Annotated in this window: 18 protein-coding genes; 12 read left to right on the top strand and 6 right to left on the bottom strand. The window is 61.4% G+C overall.

What is annotated here, in order from left to right; translation table 11 throughout:
* Positions 1-65: 65 nt before the first annotated feature.
* The 11 genes from AC1PPK_RS20975 to purF are packed head-to-tail and all read left to right on the top strand — an operon-like array spanning position 66 to position 10,628.
* Positions 66-1,433, top strand: coding sequence for a motility hub landmark protein FimV (locus AC1PPK_RS20975; RefSeq protein WP_481114944.1), 1,368 nt, complete (start codon positions 66-68; stop codon positions 1,431-1,433).
* Positions 1,434-1,462: 29 nt separating this feature from the next.
* A complete protein-coding gene (locus AC1PPK_RS20970) occupies positions 1,463-2,068 on the top strand; it encodes a CbiQ family ECF transporter T component (RefSeq protein WP_481114943.1) in 606 nt (201 codons plus the stop codon).
* Positions 2,065-2,859 (top strand): tRNA pseudouridine(38-40) synthase TruA, encoded by a 795-nt coding sequence (gene truA, locus AC1PPK_RS20965; protein ID WP_481114942.1) that lies wholly within the window; start codon positions 2,065-2,067, stop codon positions 2,857-2,859. Before AC1PPK_RS20970 ends, truA begins: the two co-directional genes overlap by 4 nt.
* A 5-nt stretch (positions 2,860-2,864) precedes the next feature.
* Complete coding sequence (locus AC1PPK_RS20960) at positions 2,865-3,488, top strand: phosphoribosylanthranilate isomerase (RefSeq protein WP_481114941.1); 624 nt, start codon at positions 2,865-2,867, stop codon at positions 3,486-3,488.
* Positions 3,475-4,686, top strand: coding sequence for a tryptophan synthase subunit beta (trpB, locus tag AC1PPK_RS20955; RefSeq protein WP_481114940.1), 1,212 nt, complete (start codon positions 3,475-3,477; stop codon positions 4,684-4,686). The genes AC1PPK_RS20960 and trpB overlap by 14 nt, the downstream gene beginning before the upstream one ends.
* Before the next feature lie 58 nt (positions 4,687-4,744).
* The gene (gene trpA, locus AC1PPK_RS20950; protein WP_481114939.1) at positions 4,745-5,557 is read left to right on the top strand and encodes a tryptophan synthase subunit alpha; all 813 of its coding nucleotides are present in this window, start codon (positions 4,745-4,747) and stop codon (positions 5,555-5,557) included.
* Entirely contained in the window at positions 5,554-6,429 is an 876-nt protein-coding gene (accD, locus tag AC1PPK_RS20945) for an acetyl-CoA carboxylase, carboxyltransferase subunit beta (protein ID WP_481114938.1), read from the top strand. Before trpA ends, accD begins: the two co-directional genes overlap by 4 nt.
* A gap of 3 nt (positions 6,430-6,432) precedes the next feature.
* A complete protein-coding gene (folC, locus tag AC1PPK_RS20940; RefSeq protein ID WP_481114937.1) occupies positions 6,433-7,707 on the top strand; it encodes a bifunctional tetrahydrofolate synthase/dihydrofolate synthase in 1,275 nt (424 codons plus the stop codon).
* A 13-nt stretch (positions 7,708-7,720) separates the two neighbouring features.
* Complete coding sequence (locus tag AC1PPK_RS20935) at positions 7,721-8,584, top strand: SPOR domain-containing protein (RefSeq protein WP_481114936.1); 864 nt, start codon at positions 7,721-7,723, stop codon at positions 8,582-8,584.
* A gap of 12 nt (positions 8,585-8,596) precedes the next feature.
* Positions 8,597-9,088: a CvpA family protein gene (locus tag AC1PPK_RS20930; protein WP_481114935.1), complete on the top strand. Its 492-nt coding sequence runs from the start codon at positions 8,597-8,599 to the stop codon at positions 9,086-9,088.
* Between the two features lie 10 nt (positions 9,089-9,098).
* Positions 9,099-10,628, top strand: a complete 1,530-nt coding sequence (purF, locus tag AC1PPK_RS20925; protein WP_481114934.1) for an amidophosphoribosyltransferase — start codon at positions 9,099-9,101, stop codon at positions 10,626-10,628.
* 148 nt (positions 10,629-10,776) lie between these two features.
* Here the strand turns inward: purF and AC1PPK_RS20920 are convergent, their stop codons facing one another.
* From AC1PPK_RS20920 to AC1PPK_RS20905, 4 genes are read right to left on the bottom strand one after another with little or no spacing between them, the layout of a single operon-like run.
* A complete protein-coding gene (locus AC1PPK_RS20920; protein WP_481114933.1) occupies positions 10,777-11,511 on the bottom strand; it encodes a UDP-2,3-diacylglucosamine diphosphatase in 735 nt (244 codons plus the stop codon).
* A gap of 21 nt (positions 11,512-11,532) precedes the next feature.
* On the bottom strand, positions 11,533-12,027 hold the full coding sequence (locus AC1PPK_RS20915; protein ID WP_481114932.1) for a peptidylprolyl isomerase: 495 nt from the start codon (positions 12,025-12,027) through the stop codon (positions 11,533-11,535).
* A 27-nt stretch (positions 12,028-12,054) separates the two neighbouring features.
* Positions 12,055-12,624, bottom strand: a complete 570-nt coding sequence (locus AC1PPK_RS20910; protein WP_481114931.1) for a peptidylprolyl isomerase — start codon at positions 12,622-12,624, stop codon at positions 12,055-12,057.
* Positions 12,621-13,223 (bottom strand): tetratricopeptide repeat protein, encoded by a 603-nt coding sequence (locus AC1PPK_RS20905; protein ID WP_481114930.1) that lies wholly within the window; start codon positions 13,221-13,223, stop codon positions 12,621-12,623. The genes AC1PPK_RS20910 and AC1PPK_RS20905 overlap by 4 nt, the downstream gene beginning before the upstream one ends.
* Before the next feature lie 225 nt (positions 13,224-13,448).
* Here AC1PPK_RS20905 and cysS point away from each other — a divergent pair, with 225 nt between their 5' ends.
* On the top strand, positions 13,449-14,831 hold the full coding sequence (gene cysS / locus AC1PPK_RS20900) for a cysteine--tRNA ligase (RefSeq protein ID WP_481114929.1): 1,383 nt from the start codon (positions 13,449-13,451) through the stop codon (positions 14,829-14,831).
* A 113-nt stretch (positions 14,832-14,944) separates the two neighbouring features.
* Here the strand turns inward: cysS and AC1PPK_RS20895 are convergent, their stop codons facing one another.
* Positions 14,945-16,108, bottom strand: coding sequence for an ABC transporter substrate-binding protein (locus AC1PPK_RS20895; protein ID WP_481114928.1), 1,164 nt, complete (start codon positions 16,106-16,108; stop codon positions 14,945-14,947).
* Positions 16,109-16,235: 127 nt separating this feature from the next.
* Positions 16,236-17,363, bottom strand: a complete 1,128-nt coding sequence (dnaJ, locus tag AC1PPK_RS20890; protein WP_481114927.1) for a molecular chaperone DnaJ — start codon at positions 17,361-17,363, stop codon at positions 16,236-16,238.
* Positions 17,364-17,386 lie beyond the last annotated feature (23 nt).

The raw sequence follows: 17,386 nt of genomic DNA, 5'->3' as shown, positions 1-17,386 counted from the left end.
CTTCCGCGCTGTCGGAATTCGGGGAGGCTTCCAATTCTGTCTTCGGCAGTTCGGGCGGACAGAGTGTGGATACCGGAAGCAGCAGCCAGATTCAGACGGATTTCAGCCAGTCGGGTCTGTCGTCGATTGATACCGATGAGGGGGTCGATCCGGTCGCTGAGGCCGACGTGTACATGGCTTATGGCCGGGATGCGCAGGCCGAGGAGATTCTGCTTGATGCCTTGAAGACCGATCCGGGGCGTACTGGCGTCCATCTGAAGCTGCTCGAGATTTACGCCCAGCGGAAGAACTTGAAGCAGTTTGAGACGACCGCAACGGAGCTCTATTCGTTGACGGGGGGGAACGGGCAGGATTGGGAAAAGGCAGCTGCCCTTGGGCGCAAAGTCGACCCCGATAGCCCTCTATATCGCATCCCGACGCCTGGCGTGGCAGCAAACGTAAATGTGGCGACTCCTCCGGTTGCGCAGGCGATTGCCCCGGTTGCCACGGGGGGTATGCAGGTGCAGGCCCAGGCCAGAACGCCCGAATTGCGTGAGTCAGAGCCCGTTATGGGGCGAGAAGATCCGCTAGAGTCGCCTTCGCAGTTGAAGGACACCTGGGCGTTGCCGGGGGAACTCAATCAATATGCCAGCCTTGAGGATATTGACAGGGTTGCATCTACGCCAGCTCCAGGTGCAGAGGTGCCGGATGTCGGGGTGCTCGATTTTGATCTGGATCTCAATGCAGACGATGTCGCAGGTGGTGAAGAGCTTTCGAAGGGCGGCCACTCCCCGACGGTCAGTGCCCTGGATTTCGATCTGGGATTCGATAATGAACCTGCGCCAGTTCCGCAGACGACCCGGGTGGACAATGACCGTATGCCAGCGAGTCTGGAGGCCACGTCGACGCGTCCTCAGCATGTGACCGACGACTACAGTTTGCCCGATCCCAGTGACCTCGACTTCGAGATCAGTTCGGAGTTCGGTGAGCATCACCTTGAGCCCGCGTCTGACGCGACGGTCAATGTGGACCTTACCGCCACGCTCGCTGACGAACCGCTTCGCGACGAGGCTGGGGCTTCTACGATGGATCTGGAAAAAACCAGTTTCGATAGCAGCCTGCTGGACTTTGATTTCGAACTCGATGAGAAACTGGATGACAAGGAAATGACGGCGACGCGTCCTTTCGATCCAGTCGTTAATTTGGACTCAATTGACCTCGACCTGCCTTCGGATCTCGACTCCGTGGCGGAGCTTCCGGATGCTGGACCCCCGACCGAACCGCCGCTTGATCTGGAGCTGCAGCAGGAGGTGGCGACCAAGCTGGAGTTGGCGCGTGCCTATGAGGAGATGGGCGACAAGGATGGGGCGAGAGAGCTGGTCGAGGAAGTCTTGCGGGAAGGGGCTCCGCTGCAGAAGGATGAGGCCCGTAAGATCCTTGCCCGTCTTTCGTGAGGTTTTGCTGTTCGTTTGATGAGAGCAAGATGATTTCCCTGCACCCGGCGACACGTCTTGTCGCCTGGGCTGCGCTGGTAATCTTGGCGCAACTGGCCCGAGGTCCCTGGTTATGGGGCCTCGGGCTTATTGTTCTGGTGGGGGCATTTTTATTTGCCCGGCATCGCGCGTGGCGGCTCGTCAAGCGCGTGCGTGTGTTGCTGCTGGTGTTGTGGGTGCTGTTCGCGCTGTTCACTCCCGGCGAGCTGGTTGTCCCATTCCTGGGGAGCGCCGGCCCGACGCTTGAGGGTATCGCGGCGGCATCCATGCATTGCGTGCAGTTGCTTGTCGTGGTGCTACTGGTGGCGGTGCTGCTGGAATCGACGCGGGATCAGGAACTGGTCACCGGCTTGATGGTGCTGGCGGGACCCTTGGGTAGGCTCGGATTGCCGGTGGAGCGCCTTGCTGTGCGGGTGTTGCTGGTTTTTCGTTACGTGGAAAGCCCTCCCAATGGTGGGTGGCGTGCGTTGCTCGTTCACGACGACACGTTGCTTGCCGTGGAGAGCCTGTGTATTCGAACGCTTCCTCTACGTTGGTGGGATGGGCTTGTTGCAGGGAGTGTGGTGGTGTTGATCTTGTTGGGAGCTCTCCATTGAGGATTGCGATAGGCGTCGAGTACGCCGGGAATGCATTTCTGGGGTGGCAGACGCAGCCCCATGGACGGACGGTTCAGGATGTACTGGAGCGGGCGCTGGCCGTCATCGCCCAGCATCCGGTTGCCGTGGTGTGTGCTGGGCGAACGGATACCGGCGTGCATGGCAGCATGCAGGTGGCCCACTTCGATACTGTTGCCAAGCGCCCGCTTGAGGCCTGGGTGCGCGGTGTCAACAGCCATCTGCCGGCCAGTGTCGGTGTGTTGTGGGCAGTGGAGGTGGGTGGGGAGTTTCACGCACGGTTCAGTGCCGAGTCCCGACATTATCGTTACGTGCTGCTCAACCGGAGGGTGCGTCCCAGTCTGCTGGAGGGGCGGGTCGGCTGGATTCATGGCAAGTTCGATGTGGAGCGGATGGTCCGGGCGGCGGAGTGCCTGATCGGCACCCACGATTTTACGTCGTTCAGGGCGGCCGAATGCCAAGCCAAATCGCCGGTCCGGCAGATGCATTCGGTACGTATCCACCGCGAAGGCGAGGTGGTGCTGTTCGACTTCCATGCCAATGCCTTCTTGCACCACATGATCCGTAACCTCGTGGGCTCGCTTGTCTATGTGGGGCTTGGACGCAAGTCCATCGAATGGATGGCGGAAGTGCTCGCCGCGCGGGACCGAACCCAGGCTGCACCGACGTTCGCACCCGGCGGCTTGTACCTGTCGGGGGTCGAGTATCCCGAGCGGTGGCCCTTGCCGGGTGGCGGGCGTATCATCGCGCCTCCCCAACTCCTTGTACCGTGAGCGCCATGCATCGGACGCGTATCAAGATCTGTGGTCTGACCCGGGAGGAGGACGTCCTCGCGGCAGTGAACGCCGGGGCTGACGCCATCGGTTTCGTCTTCTATCCGCCCAGTCCGCGCTTCGTGGGTTTCGAGCGGGCCGCCGAGCTGGCCCGGCTGGTGCCACCCTTCGTCACAGTCGTCGGTCTGTTCGTCAACGCTGAGCGCAGCTATGTCGAGGCGGCCAGGGCTGTGGTGCCGCTGCAGGTGCTGCAGTTCCACGGTGACGAGAGCGAGGCCCTGTGTCTCGGCTACGGCCTGCCTTACATCAAGGCGGCGCGGATGCGACCCGGGCTTGATCTGCTAAAATACGCGGCTTGCTACCCTGCTGCCCAAGGTTTGCTCCTTGATGCCTTCGTCGAAGGCTATGGCGGTGGGGGTGAAACTTTTGACTGGTCGCTTATTCCTTCCCGACTGCCTGTGCCGCTGATCCTGTCCGGTGGGCTGCACGCGGGCAACGTGGAGGAGGCGCTGCGGCGCGTCCAGCCTTGGGCCGTGGATGTGTCGAGCGGCGTGGAAGCCGCGAAGGGCGTCAAGGACGCTGCCAGGATCACCGAATTTGTTGCCGGAGTTCGACATGCACATGGCTGATGCCCCTTACGATCTACCCGATGCGCGCGGCCATTTTGGTCCTTATGGCGGCGTGTTCGTCGCGGAAACCCTTATTCCAGCACTGACCGAACTGCGCCAGGCCTACGAGGAAGCCCAGCAGGATCCGGCCTTCATGGCCGAGTACGCCTACGAGCTGAAGCATTACGTCGGGCGCCCGAGCCCGATCTACCATGCCAAGCGCTGGACCGAACTGCTCGGTGGCGCGCAGATTTACTTGAAGCGCGAAGACCTCAACCATACCGGCGCCCACAAGGTGAATAACTGCATCGGCCAGGCCATGCTGGCCCGCCGCATGGGCAAGCCGCGGGTGATCGCCGAAACCGGTGCCGGGCAGCACGGCGTAGCTACGGCCACGGTAGCGGCCCGCTATGGCATGGAGTGCGTCGTGTACATGGGGTCGGAAGACGTGCGACGGCAGGCTGCCAACGTGTATCGCATGAAGCTGCTGGGTGCCACGGTGGTGCCGGTGGAGAGCGGCTCCAAGACCCTCAAGGATGCGCTCAACGAAGCCATGCGTGACTGGGTCACCAACATCGGCAATACCTTCTACATCATCGGTACGGTGGCGGGCCCGCATCCCTATCCGATGATGGTGCGCGACTTCCAGAAGATCATCGGCGAGGAGTGCATCGAGCAGATGCCCGAGATGGCTGGTCGCCAGCCCGATTACGTAATTGCGTGCGTGGGCGGCGGCTCCAATGCGATGGGGATCTTCTACCCGTATATCGAGCACAAGAATGTTCGTCTGGTGGGGGTCGAAGCTGCTGGCAGTGGCATCGAAACGGGCATGCATGCGGCCTCCCTGTCGGCAGGGCGTCCCGGCGTGCTGCACGGCAACCGTACCTATCTCCTGCAGAACGAGGATGGCCAGATCATTGAGACCCATTCTATTTCTGCCGGTCTGGATTACCCTGGCGTCGGTCCCGAGCATGCCTGGCTCAAGGACATCGAGCGCGCCGAGTATGTGGGTATCACCGATGCGGAAGCGCTGAAGGCGTTCCACGACCTCTGTCGCTTCGAAGGTATCATCCCGGCACTGGAGTCGTCCCATGCCCTGGCCTACGCGGCCAAACTGGCGCCGACGCTGCCGAAGGACAAGGTTCTGCTCGTCAACCTCTCCGGCCGGGGCGACAAGGATATGCATACCGTCGCCGAGAAATCCGGCATCCAGTTTTAACCTCTTCACGGCCTTGCCGGCCATAGTCGGCAAGGCCGTTGATCATTCGTACCCATTCATGTCCAGAATTCAACGAACCTTCAAGCGGCTCGAAGGCGAAGGCCGCAAGGCGCTCATTCCCTTCATCACCGCCGGAGATCCCGCACCCGAGATGACCCTGCCGTTGATGCAGGCACTGGTTGCGGGCGGGGCTGATGTCATCGAGCTCGGCGTTCCGTTTTCCGACCCGATGGCGGATGGGCCGACCATCCAGCGCGCCTCTGAACGGGCCTTGGCCGCCGGCATGAGCCTGCGCAAGGTGTTCGACATCGTGCGCGCCTTCCGTGCGACGGGGGATGAAACCCCGATCGTGCTGATGGGCTACGCCAACCCGATCGAGGCCATGGGGATGGGGGCTTTCACACACGCAGCCGCGGATGCCGGTGTCGATGGCGTGCTGGTGGTGGATTACCCGCCCGAGGAGTGCCAAGGCTTCGCTGAAGCCTGTCGCACTGTGGGCCTCGACCCGATCTTCCTGCTGGCGCCGACCTCCACCGAACAGCGCTTCGCTGATGTGGAGGCTGCTGGTAGCGGCTACATCTATTACGTCTCCCTGAAGGGCGTAACCGGGTCGGCCACACTCGACCTCGATGAAGTCGCCCGTCGCATACCCATCATTCGCGAAAAGGTCGGCATGCCGGTAGGCGTCGGCTTCGGTATCCGTGATGCGGAGACGGCGGCGCGCATTGCCGGCCTTGCCGACGCGGTGGTGATCGGCAGCCGCATCATCGAGGAGATCGAGCAAAGCGAGCGCGCTGAGGCGCCGGCTCGCGTGCAGGCCTTCATTCGCGGCATTCGTGAAGCGATGGATGCCGCAGGGGAGCAGCAATGAGTTGGCTGACCAAGCTGCTGCCGCCCAAGATCAAGCGGGATGTGCCGTCTGCACGCAAGTCGATTCCCGAGGGCTTGTGGAGCAAGTGCCCATCCTGCGAAGCAGTGCTCTATCGTTCCGATCTGGAGAGTAACCTCAACGTCTGCCCAAAGTGCGGGCATCACCAACGCATCCGTGCGCGTCAGCGCATCGACTACCTGCTCGATCCGGAAGGGCGTTTCGAGATCGGCGCCGAAGTGGTGCCCGTCGATCCGCTGAAGTTTAAGGATTCCAAGCGTTATCCGGACCGGCTCGCCGCGGGGAACGAGGATACCGGTGAAGCCGATGCTCTGGTGGTGGTGCAGGGGGCGATCAAGACCGTGCCAGTCGTGCTGGCATGTTTTGAGTTCGAGTTTCTCGGTGGCTCCATGGGCTCAGTGGTCGGCGAACGTTTCGTGCGCGGCGTCAAAGCTGCCCAGGAGCAGCGTCTGCCCTTCATCTGTGCGACGGCCACTGGTGGTGCGCGGATGCAGGAGGGTCTGTTCTCCCTGATGCAGATGGCCAAGACCACGGCCTCCATTACGCGCCTTGCCGAGCGTCGTCTGCCTTTTATCACCTTGCTGACCGACCCGACGATGGGCGGAGTGTCCGCCAGCTTTGCCTTCATGGGCGATCTGGTGATCGGCGAGCCGGGAGCCCTGATCGGCTTTGCCGGTCCGCGAGTCATCGAACAGACGGTACGCGAAACGCTGCCCGAGGGCTTCCAGCGTTCCGAGTTCCTGCTCGAGAAGGGCGCTCTGGACATGATCATCGATCGGCGCGAACTGCGCGACCGACTCCCCGAACTCATCACTCTTCTCACGCGCCAGCCGTCGGTTGGCGGTGTTGCCTGATCCATGCAATTGCCCGAAACACTTGAAGGCTGGCTGGACCTGCTGGAAGCACGCCATGGCCAGGCCATCCAGCTTGGCCTGGACCGTGTCCGCCAGGTCCGCGAAGCGCTAAACCTGCCCCAGACCTGCCCGGTCTTCACCATCGGTGGGACCAATGGCAAGGGCTCTACCTGTGCGCTGCTGGAGTCGGTGCTGCTGGCGGCCGGCTACCGCGTGGGTCTATACACCTCGCCCCATCTGCTGCGCTACAACGAGCGTGTGCGTATCGATGGCCGCGAGGTGGACGACCAAGCCCTGGTCGAGGCTTTTGCCGAGGTTGAGCGCGCACGTGGTGAGACGCCGCTGACTTATTTCGAGCACGGAACGCTGGCGGCCTGGGTTGCATTCTGCCGGGCCGGGCTCGATGCGATCATCCTCGAAGTCGGCCTTGGCGGGCGGCTCGACGCAGTCAATGTGTTCGAGCCCGACTGCGCCATCGTTACCAGCGTGGCCCTGGATCACATTGAGTTCCTGGGTAATGATCGGGAGACGATCGGCTTCGAGAAAGCAGGCATATTCCGAGCCGGCAAGCCGGCGATCTGCAGTGATCCGCTGCCGCCTGCATCCCTGCTGGCCCATGCTGAAGCTATTGGTGCGCGACTGCTTGTCAGCGGTCGTGATTTCGGTTTTTCCGGTGACCAGCAGCAGTGGGCATTCTGGCTGGCGGGCGGAGCGCGCCGCGGCGGGATCGCCTATCCGGCACTGCGGGGTGCCAATCAACTGCTTAACGCCTCAGCCGTGATGGCTGCGTGTGAGTCGGTGCGGGGCATCCTGCCTGTGCCGATGCAGGCTATCCGCCAGGGCTTCATGCTGGTGGATCTGCCCGGGCGCTTCCAGGTGCTGCCGGGGCGTCCGTCGGTGATTCTCGATGTGGCCCATAACCCTCAGGCTGCCGGGGTGCTCAACGAGAACCTCGCCAGCATGGGCTTCTTCCCGGAAACCTGGGCGGTGATCGGTATGCTGGCCGACAAGGATGTGCCGGGCGTTATCCGTTTGCTGCGCGACCGCGTGGACCACTGGCTGGTGGCAACGCTGCCCGGTCCGCGGGGCCTGGAGGCGGAGCGCCTTGCCGCGATCCTGCGAGAAGCGGGGGTGAGTGTTGATATCTCGGAGTTCGAGTCGCCGAGCGCAGCTTATCGAGCGGCACGTGGTCAGGCTGCCGAGGGTGATAGAATCGTGGTCTTTGGCTCCTTCCTCACGGTAGCCGACGTTCTGGCAACTGCCGGGGCGTCCAAATAGGTATTGCTGCAAGATGGCCGATAACGATTCCCAGATCGACCTGAAGAAGCGCGCGCGTCGTCGCCTGGTGGGGGCTGCCGCGCTGGCCCTGGCTGCCGTAATCGTCCTGCCGATGGTGATGGATCACGAGCCGCGGCAGACGGTGCCCGATGTGCAGATCCGCCTTCCGAGCCAGGAGGGCAGCAATTTCACGTCGCGGGTGATCACTGGCAAGGCGCCTGCGCCGTCCCAACCTGTGGCAGGAACCGTTGTCGAAGAAGCGGTTGTGCCTGAGGTGGACGACGGGGCGCACCACAAGGATGACGGCGATTTGCCACCGCCGCTGCTGAAGCCGGGGCAGGAACTGCTGCCGCCCTCCAAGCTCAAGAAGGAGGCGGCCAAGGCGGACCCAAGGCCCGAGCCGCTGAAAAAAGCGGAAGCCAAGCCCGAACCTGCCAAAAAGCCGGACCCCAAGCCAGAGCCGCCGAAGAAGGCGGAACCCAAACCCGATGTAAAAAAGCCTGAGGCCAAGCTCGAAGCCAAGTCCGATCCCAAGCAGAAGGAAAGGGAGCGGGAAAAGGAAAAAGAAAAGGCCGAGGCCGATAAGGCTCACGCCGACACCGAGCGCGCCAAGGCCTTGTTGAGCGGTGCTGCTCTCAAGGAGACGGGCGCGGGCGGGGCCCATGTCGTGTCGCTCGGCGCCTATCGCGAGGTGGCGAACGTGACAAGTCTGCGCGCCAAGTTGAAGGCGGAGGGCTACGCTTCATACGTGGAGCCGCTGGGTGACAAGATCAGGGTCCGCGCCGGCCCTTTCCCCAACAAGGCAGCTGCCGACAAGGCGGCCGCCCGGATCAGCAAGATCCTTGGAGTGCAGGCGTCGGTGGCGTCCAAGCCTTGACGTGCAATTCCTTTGAACGGGTTTGATTACTTCCTGCTGGCCGTCGTGGGCGTGTCGGCAGTTTTGGGTTTTTGGCGGGGCTTGATTTCGGAGTTGGTGGCGCTGTGCGCGTGGGTGCTGGCCTTCATGGCGGCCAAGACCCTAACCGGCAGCGTACAGCCTTTCGTGGCGGTTCTGGTAAAGGAGCCGGTGCTGCAGGTGCCGGCAGCGTTTATTTCGATTTTTGTGGTCGTACTGATTCTTGTGGCGATCCTGCGCTGGGCCCTGGGCGAACTTGTCAGGGCGGCAGGGCTGGGTTTCGCGGATCGTTTTCTTGGCGCATGCTTCGGTGCGGTCCGAGGTGGCGTGATTGTGTTTGCAGTGGCGTTGCTCGTCGGCCTCGGCGGCTTCGCCGGAAGCAGGTGGTGGCAGGAGGCGAGCCTCTCTGCTCCCCTCGAAGCCGCTGTGCTGGCTTCCAAACCGTGGCTCCCCGAGCTTCTGGCAAAGAGACTTAGATACCGATAGGTGGTTTGAAATGTGTGGCATTCTGGGCGTAGTAGCGACAACCCCCGTCAATCAGCTCCTTTATGATGGCCTGCAGGTGCTACAACACCGTGGTCAGGACGCAGCGGGTATCGCCACTGCGGAAGGCGGGCGGTTTCACATGCACAAGGCGTCGGGCCTCGTGCGCGACGTGTTCCGGACCCGGAACATGCGGGATCTGCCCGGCAACATGGGTATCGCCCATGTTCGATATCCGACTGCCGGTTCGGCGTCGGCTGCTGCAGAGGCCCAGCCTTTCTACGTGAACTCGCCTTTCGGCATCATGTTGGCCCACAACGGCAACCTGACAAATGCGGAAGAGCTGCAGCGGGAAATGTTTCTGTCCGATCTGCGGCACATCAACACCAACTCCGATTCGGAAGTGTTGCTCAACGTGCTGGCCCACGAACTGCAGGCGGCTGCCAAGAGCTTCCGCCTGGATGAGGAGACTGTTTTCGACGCGGTGGCCGGTGTGCATCGCCGTTGCCGCGGCGCCTATGCCACGGTGGCTATGATCTCCGGTACCGGCCTGCTGGCTTTCCGTGATCCCTACGGGATCCGCCCGCTGGTCATCGGCCGTAACGATACGCCCAACGGCGTTGAGTGGCTGATTGCTTCCGAGAGCGTGGCGCTGGACGTGATGGGCTTCAAGCTGGTGCGCGACGTGGCGCCGGGCGAGGCGATCCTCATCGATACCGAAGGGCGTTTCCATAGCCGTCAGTGTGCGACCCACACGGTGCATGCGCCGTGTATGTTCGAGTTCGTGTATCTGGCCCGTCCGGACTCGTTGATCGATGGCATCTCGGTTTACGATGCGCGTATCAACATGGGCAGTTCCCTGGCCAAGAAGCTGCGCGAGACCCTGCCGCATCTTAAGATCGATGTGGTCATCCCGATTCCCGACTCCAGCCGTCCGTCGGCGATGGAAATGGCTCATCGCCTGAACGTGCCATACCGCGAAGGCTTCGTGAAGAACCGCTACATTGGCCGTACCTTCATCATGCCCGGGCAGGCGATCCGCAAGAAGTCGGTGCGCCAGAAGCTCAATACCATTCACCAGGAGTTCAAGGGCAAGGCCGTGCTGCTGGTGGACGATTCCATCGTACGCGGAACCACCAGCCGCGAGATCGTGCAGATGGCGCGGGATGCCGGGGCGACCAAGGTGTACATGGCCTCCGCTGCGCCCCCGGTGCGTTATGCGAACGTTTACGGCATCGACATGCCGACCAAGGCCGAGTTGATCGCTAGCGACCGTACCGAAGCGGAGATCTGTGCGGAGATCGGTGCCGATGCACTGATCTACCAGGATCTGGAAGACCTAAAGGATGCGGTGAAGGCGCTGAATCCGGCGGTTTCCGTCTTCGAAACCTCCTGTTTCGATGGCACTTACGTAACTGGCGACGTAACCCAGGAGTACCTGAGCGGTATCGAAAACCAACGTAGTTGTGCTGCTGGCAAGCCAGCCGGTGAAGAAGGTGGTGGCCAGATGGACCTCAACCTGATCTCCCGCAGCGAAAGCTGATAATAAACCCGGTGGGGGATCTGGATGCAAGTCCAGCACCCACTACCCTTGGTCATCTCGTTGTACGCACGTGGGGCCCAGGGGCGTGAAAGTCTGCTAGGTCCGGTGCTGATCTAAGCGCGCGGCTGAGGCAAGTCTATCGGTTTGTTCACAGGGGCTGGCGGGAGAGTTTCCCGTCTGCCCATGTCAGTACTTCTCCAGAGGCCAGTTCGGCCTCGACTCTCCAGTCAGCCAGCACCCAGCGTTCGCAGCGATGTCCGTCCACTTCGATCTGGTGGACCGCTGGTCTATGGGTATGCCCGTGAATCAGCAGCGGGAAGCCGTGTTCACGCAGTAGCGCCGCAACCGTATCGCCATTGACGTCCATGATCGCCGCGTCCTTCTCGGACTTGGCGGTCTCGCTCTTCATGCGCACGCCGGCGATGATCTGTTTGCGGACGGCCAGCGGCTGTGTAAGAAACTGGGCTTGCCAGGCTGGGTTGCGCACCTGATTGCGGAAAGCTTGGTAGGCGAGATCGTCGGTGCACAGGCTGTCGCCATGGCATAGCAACGTACGCTGTTCACCCAGCTGGATCAGCGTCGGCTCATCGAGGATATGCAGGCGTGCGCGGGTCGCGAATTCGCTGCCCAGTAGAAAGTCGCGGTTGCCTGCCATGAAGTGGACCTTGCAGCCACCTTCGGCAAAGACGGCGAGTGCTTCGGCAACACCGTGGTTGAGCGGATCGTCCAGATCGTCATCGCCGGCCCAGTATTCGAACAGATCACCGAGTATGTACAGGCTGTCGGCTGCCTGGGCGGGGCCGGTCAGGTAATGTTCGAACAGGGCGGTGAGTTCAGGGCGATCAGCGCTCAGGTGCAGATCGGAGATGAAATGGATTTGCATGATGCTGGTCGCCCTGGAGTCTTAGATGACTTCGGCGCGGGTGATGACCACGTTTTCCTTCGGCACGTCCTGGTGGAAGCCGGCGGAGCCGGTCTTGACACCCTTGATCTTCTCGACGACGTCGAGGCCCTCGGTGACGCGGCCAAAGACACAGTAGCCCCAGCCCTGGATGTCGGGGGAGCGGTAGTTGAGGAAGTCGTTGTCACCGACGTTGATGAAGAACTGGGCCGTGGCGGAGTGCGGATCCTGCGTGCGGGCCATGGCGATGGTGCCGATCTCGTTCTTCAGACCGTTGTCGGCTTCGTTCTTGATCGGTGCCTGGGTAGCCTTTTGCTTCATGCCCGGCTCAAAGCCGCCGCCCTGGATCATGAAACCGTTGATCACGCGGTGGAAGATCGTGTTGTCGTAGTGGCCGGCTTCCACGTAGGCGAGGAAGTTCTTGACGGTTTCGGGGGCCTTTTCGGCGTCCAGTTCGAGGATGATGTCGCCGTGGTTGGTGCTGAGTTTGACAGCCATGAGTGCTCCTGTTGGTTTGTGTGAGGTTTACTTGCCAGCCTGCTCGGGCAGTTGCCGGACAGACTGGATGGTGACAGGCGTGGCCGGGACATTCTGGTGGAAGCCCCGATTGGCGGTGGGCACTTTGCCGATCTTGCGAACGACGTCCATGCCGTTGGTGACCTTGCCGAAGACCGCGTAGCCAGCGCCGTCAGGCGACGGGTAGTTCAACGGGCGGTTGTCTTCGAGGTTGATGAAGAACTGCGCGGTGGCGGAGTTTGGGTCCTGGGTGCGGGCCATGGCGATGGTGCCGGCGTCGTTCTTGAGGCCGTTACGGGCTTCATTCGGGATCGGCGCACGGGTGGCTTTTTCTTCCATGCGGGTATTCATACCGCCGCCCTGAATCATGAAGCCGTCGATGACGCGGTGGAAGATCAGTCCGTCGTAAAAGCCGCTTTTCACGTACTCGAGGAAGTTAGCCACCGTTTTGGGGGCCTTTTCCGGGTAGAGCTCGAGCACGATAGTGCCTTCGCTGGTTTTCATCTCGACCTGAGGATTGGCGGCCAGGGCGAACAGGCTATGGCCAGCGAGTGCGAGGGCCAAGAGGGCTTTCTTCATTGGGTGTCCTTGGGAGCGGTGATGGTCGGGGTGGGGCGAGCGGGCAAGGTGGCAGGTGTCGTGGCCAGAGGAGAGGGCGCGACGGCTTTGGCGGGCGAGATACTCGTAATCTCGCGGATGATCGATATTCTGTGTCGAGTCGCTGCGTTGGAAGGATCCAGGGATTGTGCTTTGTCGTAGGCTTGGCCAGCTAGCCCAGCGTAGACATCGCCGAGGTTCTCGTGGGCGGTAGCATAGCCCGGACGCAGCCGGATGGCCGCTTCCAGCGCAAGGCGTGCCTTGTCGTACTGCTTTTGTTTGGCATGCAGGACCGCCAGATTGTTATACGGCTCAGGCAGGTCGGGATAGTCTTCGGTGAGCTTCTGGAAAACGGCTATCGCATCGGCGTTGCGGTCGAGCTCGGCGAGGGCGACTCCCCTCAGAAAACGCAGTTGCGCATCTCGTGGCTTGCTTGTCAGCAGCACATCGGTGCGTTCGACAACACGGCCGAATTTTCCTTGGGAGAGTAGGCCCTGCAGGTCTTGCACGGATTCGGCCTTGACCGAGCTGCACACCAGGATGTGGAGGAACAGGGCGGCGGCCAGGGCTCGTTTTGACATGTGTTATGATCAGGGCCCGTGGGTAAGGTACGCAGGCGTTGTGGCAGGAGCGATTCAGCTATAAGCGCGGCATTTTACCAAGAAGCGTAGTTGCCGACCATGAGCCCCCTCATGGCCCAGGCTCAAAGGTTTCTCCTTTCGATTTTGGCAAGGTCTGTTTGCCTGCCATTGGCGGCGTGATGCCGCTTTCATTTTCAATCGGCTTTCTGGCTAGCGATTTCCCCCATGTTGAAACTTCATAACTCCCTTTCACGCAAGAAGGAGCAGTTCAGCCCCATCGAACCTGGCAAGGTCCGCATGTACGTTTGCGGAATGACGGTTTACGACTACTGCCATCTGGGGCATGCGCGCGTGATGGTGGTGTTCGACATGGTGGCGCGCTGGTTGCGTTCAAGCGGTTACGCCGTGACCTATGTGCGCAACATCACGGATATCGACGACAAGATCATCAAGCGTGCGCAGGATAACGGAGAGAGCATCCGGGCCCTGACGGACCGTTTCATCGCTGCGATGCATGAAGATGCGGATGCACTGGGTGTATTGCGTCCAGACCATGAGCCGCGCGCCACTGAGTTTGTACCGTCCATGCAGCGCCTGATCGGCGATCTGGAGCGCCACGGCCTGGCCTATCAGGCCGCCAATGCGGATGTGTGCTATTCGGTGCGCAAATTCGATGGCTACGGCAAGTTGTCCGGCAAGTCCCTCGACGAACTGCGCGCCGGCGAGCGCGTTGAAGTCGCGGGGGGCAAACACGATCCACTCGATTTCGTGTTGTGGAAGCATGCGCGTGCGGAGGAGCCGGAGGAGGTAAAGTGGGATTCTCCATGGGGACCTGGCCGCCCGGGCTGGCATATCGAGTGCTCGGCGATGAGCTCCGAGTTACTGGGTGATCACTTCGATATCCACGGCGGTGGCGCTGACCTGCAGTTCCCCCATCATGAGAACGAGATTGCCCAGAGCGAGGGCGCGCATCAATGTTCCTTCGTCAATTACTGGATGCACAACGGGTTCGTCCGGGTGGACGACGAGAAGATGTCGAAGAGTCTCGGCAATTTCTTCACCATTCGCGATGTGCTGAAGGATTACGCGCCTGAAGTGGTGCGCTTCTTCATCCTGCGGGCCCACTATCGTAGTCCGCTCAATTACTCGGATGCTCACCTGGAAGATGCCCGCAGTGCTCTGTCGCGCTTGTACACGGCGCTGCGCAATGTTCCGGCGGTGGGCGCGATCGAGATCGATTGGGCCACGCCGGCTGCAGCGCGCTTCAGGTCGGCCATGGACGATGACTTCAACACTGCGGAAGCCTTGTCGGTGTTGTTCGACCTGGCCAACGAGGTGAATCGATCCCGGTCGGCTGATGCCGCCGCGGAACTTAAAGCTCTGGGCAGCGTGCTGGGTTTGCTGGAGCAAGACCCGACGGTCTTCCTGCAAGCTGGCGTCGATGGCGATGTAGGGGAGGGGGCTGCCATCGAGGATAAGATTGCCGCCCGTATCGCTGCCAAGAAGGCAAAGGACTTTGCCGAGGCTGACCGGATACGAGCTGAACTGCTGGCCGACGGCGTCGTCCTCGAAGACACGCCCCAGGGGACGATCTGGCGGCGTGCCTGACTGCTTGCTGACTGTATTGCGCCACTATGGGCGTCCTCGCCACATGGAAAAGGCCCTGGGAACTGCCAAGGTTCCTAGGGCCTTCCCGTTTCAGAGGCCACGTCCTATGTCGTTCAGTGCAGGACGCGCCCGTCGCGGCCCAGCACGGTGAGGTTGACAAAGCGTGATCCGTTGTGATTGGTCGGTGTGTAGGTGACACGATAGCCGCCGACATCGATGCTGCCGCCTTCAAGTACCGATACCATCTTCTCTCGACTGGGTTCCTTGCCCGCCTTTTTGAGCGCCTCGCCGACCACCTTGGCATTGATGTAGCCTTCGATGCCGTAGTAGCTGTAATTGCTGTGTTTGGCGGATGCTTGTAGCGCCTTCTGATACTCCTTGACGATGGATTGTGTGTCGTTCCAGGGGTAGGGCATGACCTGGGAGATGCCAATGCCGTGCGCATCCTTTGCGCCCAGTTCGCTTACCAGCAGATCGGCTCCGATGGGCGACAGCGTCGAGAACTGGGGCATCTGCCCGGCCTTGCGCATTTGCCGGATGAACTCGGCGCTGGGCTTGTAAAGGGTTGCCATGATGACAGCCTGAGGGTCCGTCTTGGCGATCTGGGCGACGGCGGGACCGACATCGAGTGAGTTGCGTTCGATCGAGCCGACGGCGACCGGCTTCAGCTTGTGGTGGGCCAGCGTAGCGCTCACACCTTCCAGCCCCGACTTGCCGAATCCATCGTTCTGGTAGAACACCGCAATGTTGGTGATCCCCAGGCCGACGAGGTGATTAACGATGGCCTCCGTTTCGTCGGCGTAGCTGGCGCGCAGGTGGAACATGTAGCGATTGACCGGACTGCGCAGGCTGCCGGCTCCGCTGATGGTGCCGATCAGGGGCACCTTGGCCTCGCTGAACACCTTCATGGCTTCCGTGGTCGGGGACGACCCATAGAAGGCCATCAGTGCGAAAACCTTGTACTCGTTGATGAGCTTGCGGGTATTGGCAACGGTCTTATCCGTTTCGTAGCCGTCGTCGAGGGCGACCAGCTCTATCTTTCGGCCGTTGATGCCGCCAGCGGCGTTCAGCTGTGCGAAATAGGCCAGGGCGCCCTCCTTCATTTCCTTGCCGTAAGCGCCATTGGGACCGCTGAAGGGGGCAGACATGCCCAGCGTGATGGTGGTGTCTCCTACGCCTGGATCGGCTGCCTGGGCTGGTGTGCCTGACGCCAGCATCAAGCCGGCACCAATACAGGTGATCAGTTTCTTAATGGTGTGGAAGGGCATCATTGTCATTATTTTTTGTTAATCAAATCGGAGCCGGCCACGAGTATAGGACAAAAAAAATGCCTTTCGGAAAGCACACGGGCCGACGTTGAAACAACGTCGGCCCGTGTGTCAGGGTGCTGCAGTGCGGCAATAATCAAGCGCCGAAGAAATCCTTCACTTTGTCCATCCAGGATTTTGCCTTCGGGTTGTGACGCTCCGCGTTGGACGATGCGATCTCATCGAATTCCCGCAGCAGTTCCTTCTGGCGATCAGTCAGTTTGACGGGGGTTTCCACGATGACGTGCACCATCAGGTCGCCGGGGGCGTGGCTGCGTACGTTGCGGATGCCCTTGCCGCGCAGGCGGAAGACCTTGGCGCTCTGGGTTTCGGCCGGAATGCGGATGGCTGCTGCACCGTCAAGCGTTGGAATCTCGATCTCGCCGCCCAGCGCAGCCGTCGTGAAGCTGATCGGCATCTCGCAATGGAGATCGTCGCCATCCCGCTGGAAGACGGGGTGTTGCTTGATGTGGATCTCTACGTAGAGATCGCCAGCGGGACCGCCGTTGACGCCGGGTTCGCCATGGCCGCTATGGCGTAGGCGCATGCCGTCGTCGATGCCCGCAGGGATCTTCACTTCCAGGGTCTTCTGGCGCTTGATCCGGCCGGCGCCGCCGCAGGACGTGCAGGGCTCGGGGATGATGCGGCCGCTGCCGTGGCATTTCGGGCAGGTCTGCTGGATCGAGAAGAAGCCCTGCTGGATGCGCACCTGACCGGCGCCGCCGCAGGTGGGGCAGGTTTTGGGCTGAGTGCCCGGCTTGGCGCCGCTACCATGGCAGCTGTCGCATTCCTCGAGGGCGGGAATGCGGATGGTTTTCTCGGCGCCGCGGGCGGCTTCCTCGAGGGAAATCTCCAGGTTGTAGCGCAGGTCGGCGCCGCGATAGACGTTGGAACGCCCGCGTCCGCCGCCACCACCGAAGATGTCGCCGAAGATGTCGCCGAATGCGTCGGCGAAGCCTTCGAAGCCCTGGCCACCACCACCGCTGCTGCCCATGGATGGATCCACTCCGGCATGGCCGTAGCGGTCATATGCCGCGCGCTTGTTGCTGTCAGTGAGGATCTCGTAGGCCTCCTTGACCTCCTTGAACTTCTCCTCGGCTTCCTTGTTGTCCGGGTTGCGGTCCGGGTGGTACTTCATGGCCAGCTTGCGGTAGGCCTTTTTCAGTTCATCCTCGGAGGCGTCGCGATTGACGCCGAGGATCTCGTATAAATCCCGTTTCGCCATTTTTGGGTGCTCTGGCTATCTTG

The organism is Zoogloea sp. JDB1 (assembly GCF_056724025.1).
This window is presented reverse-complemented; position numbering and strand designations above follow the sequence as displayed.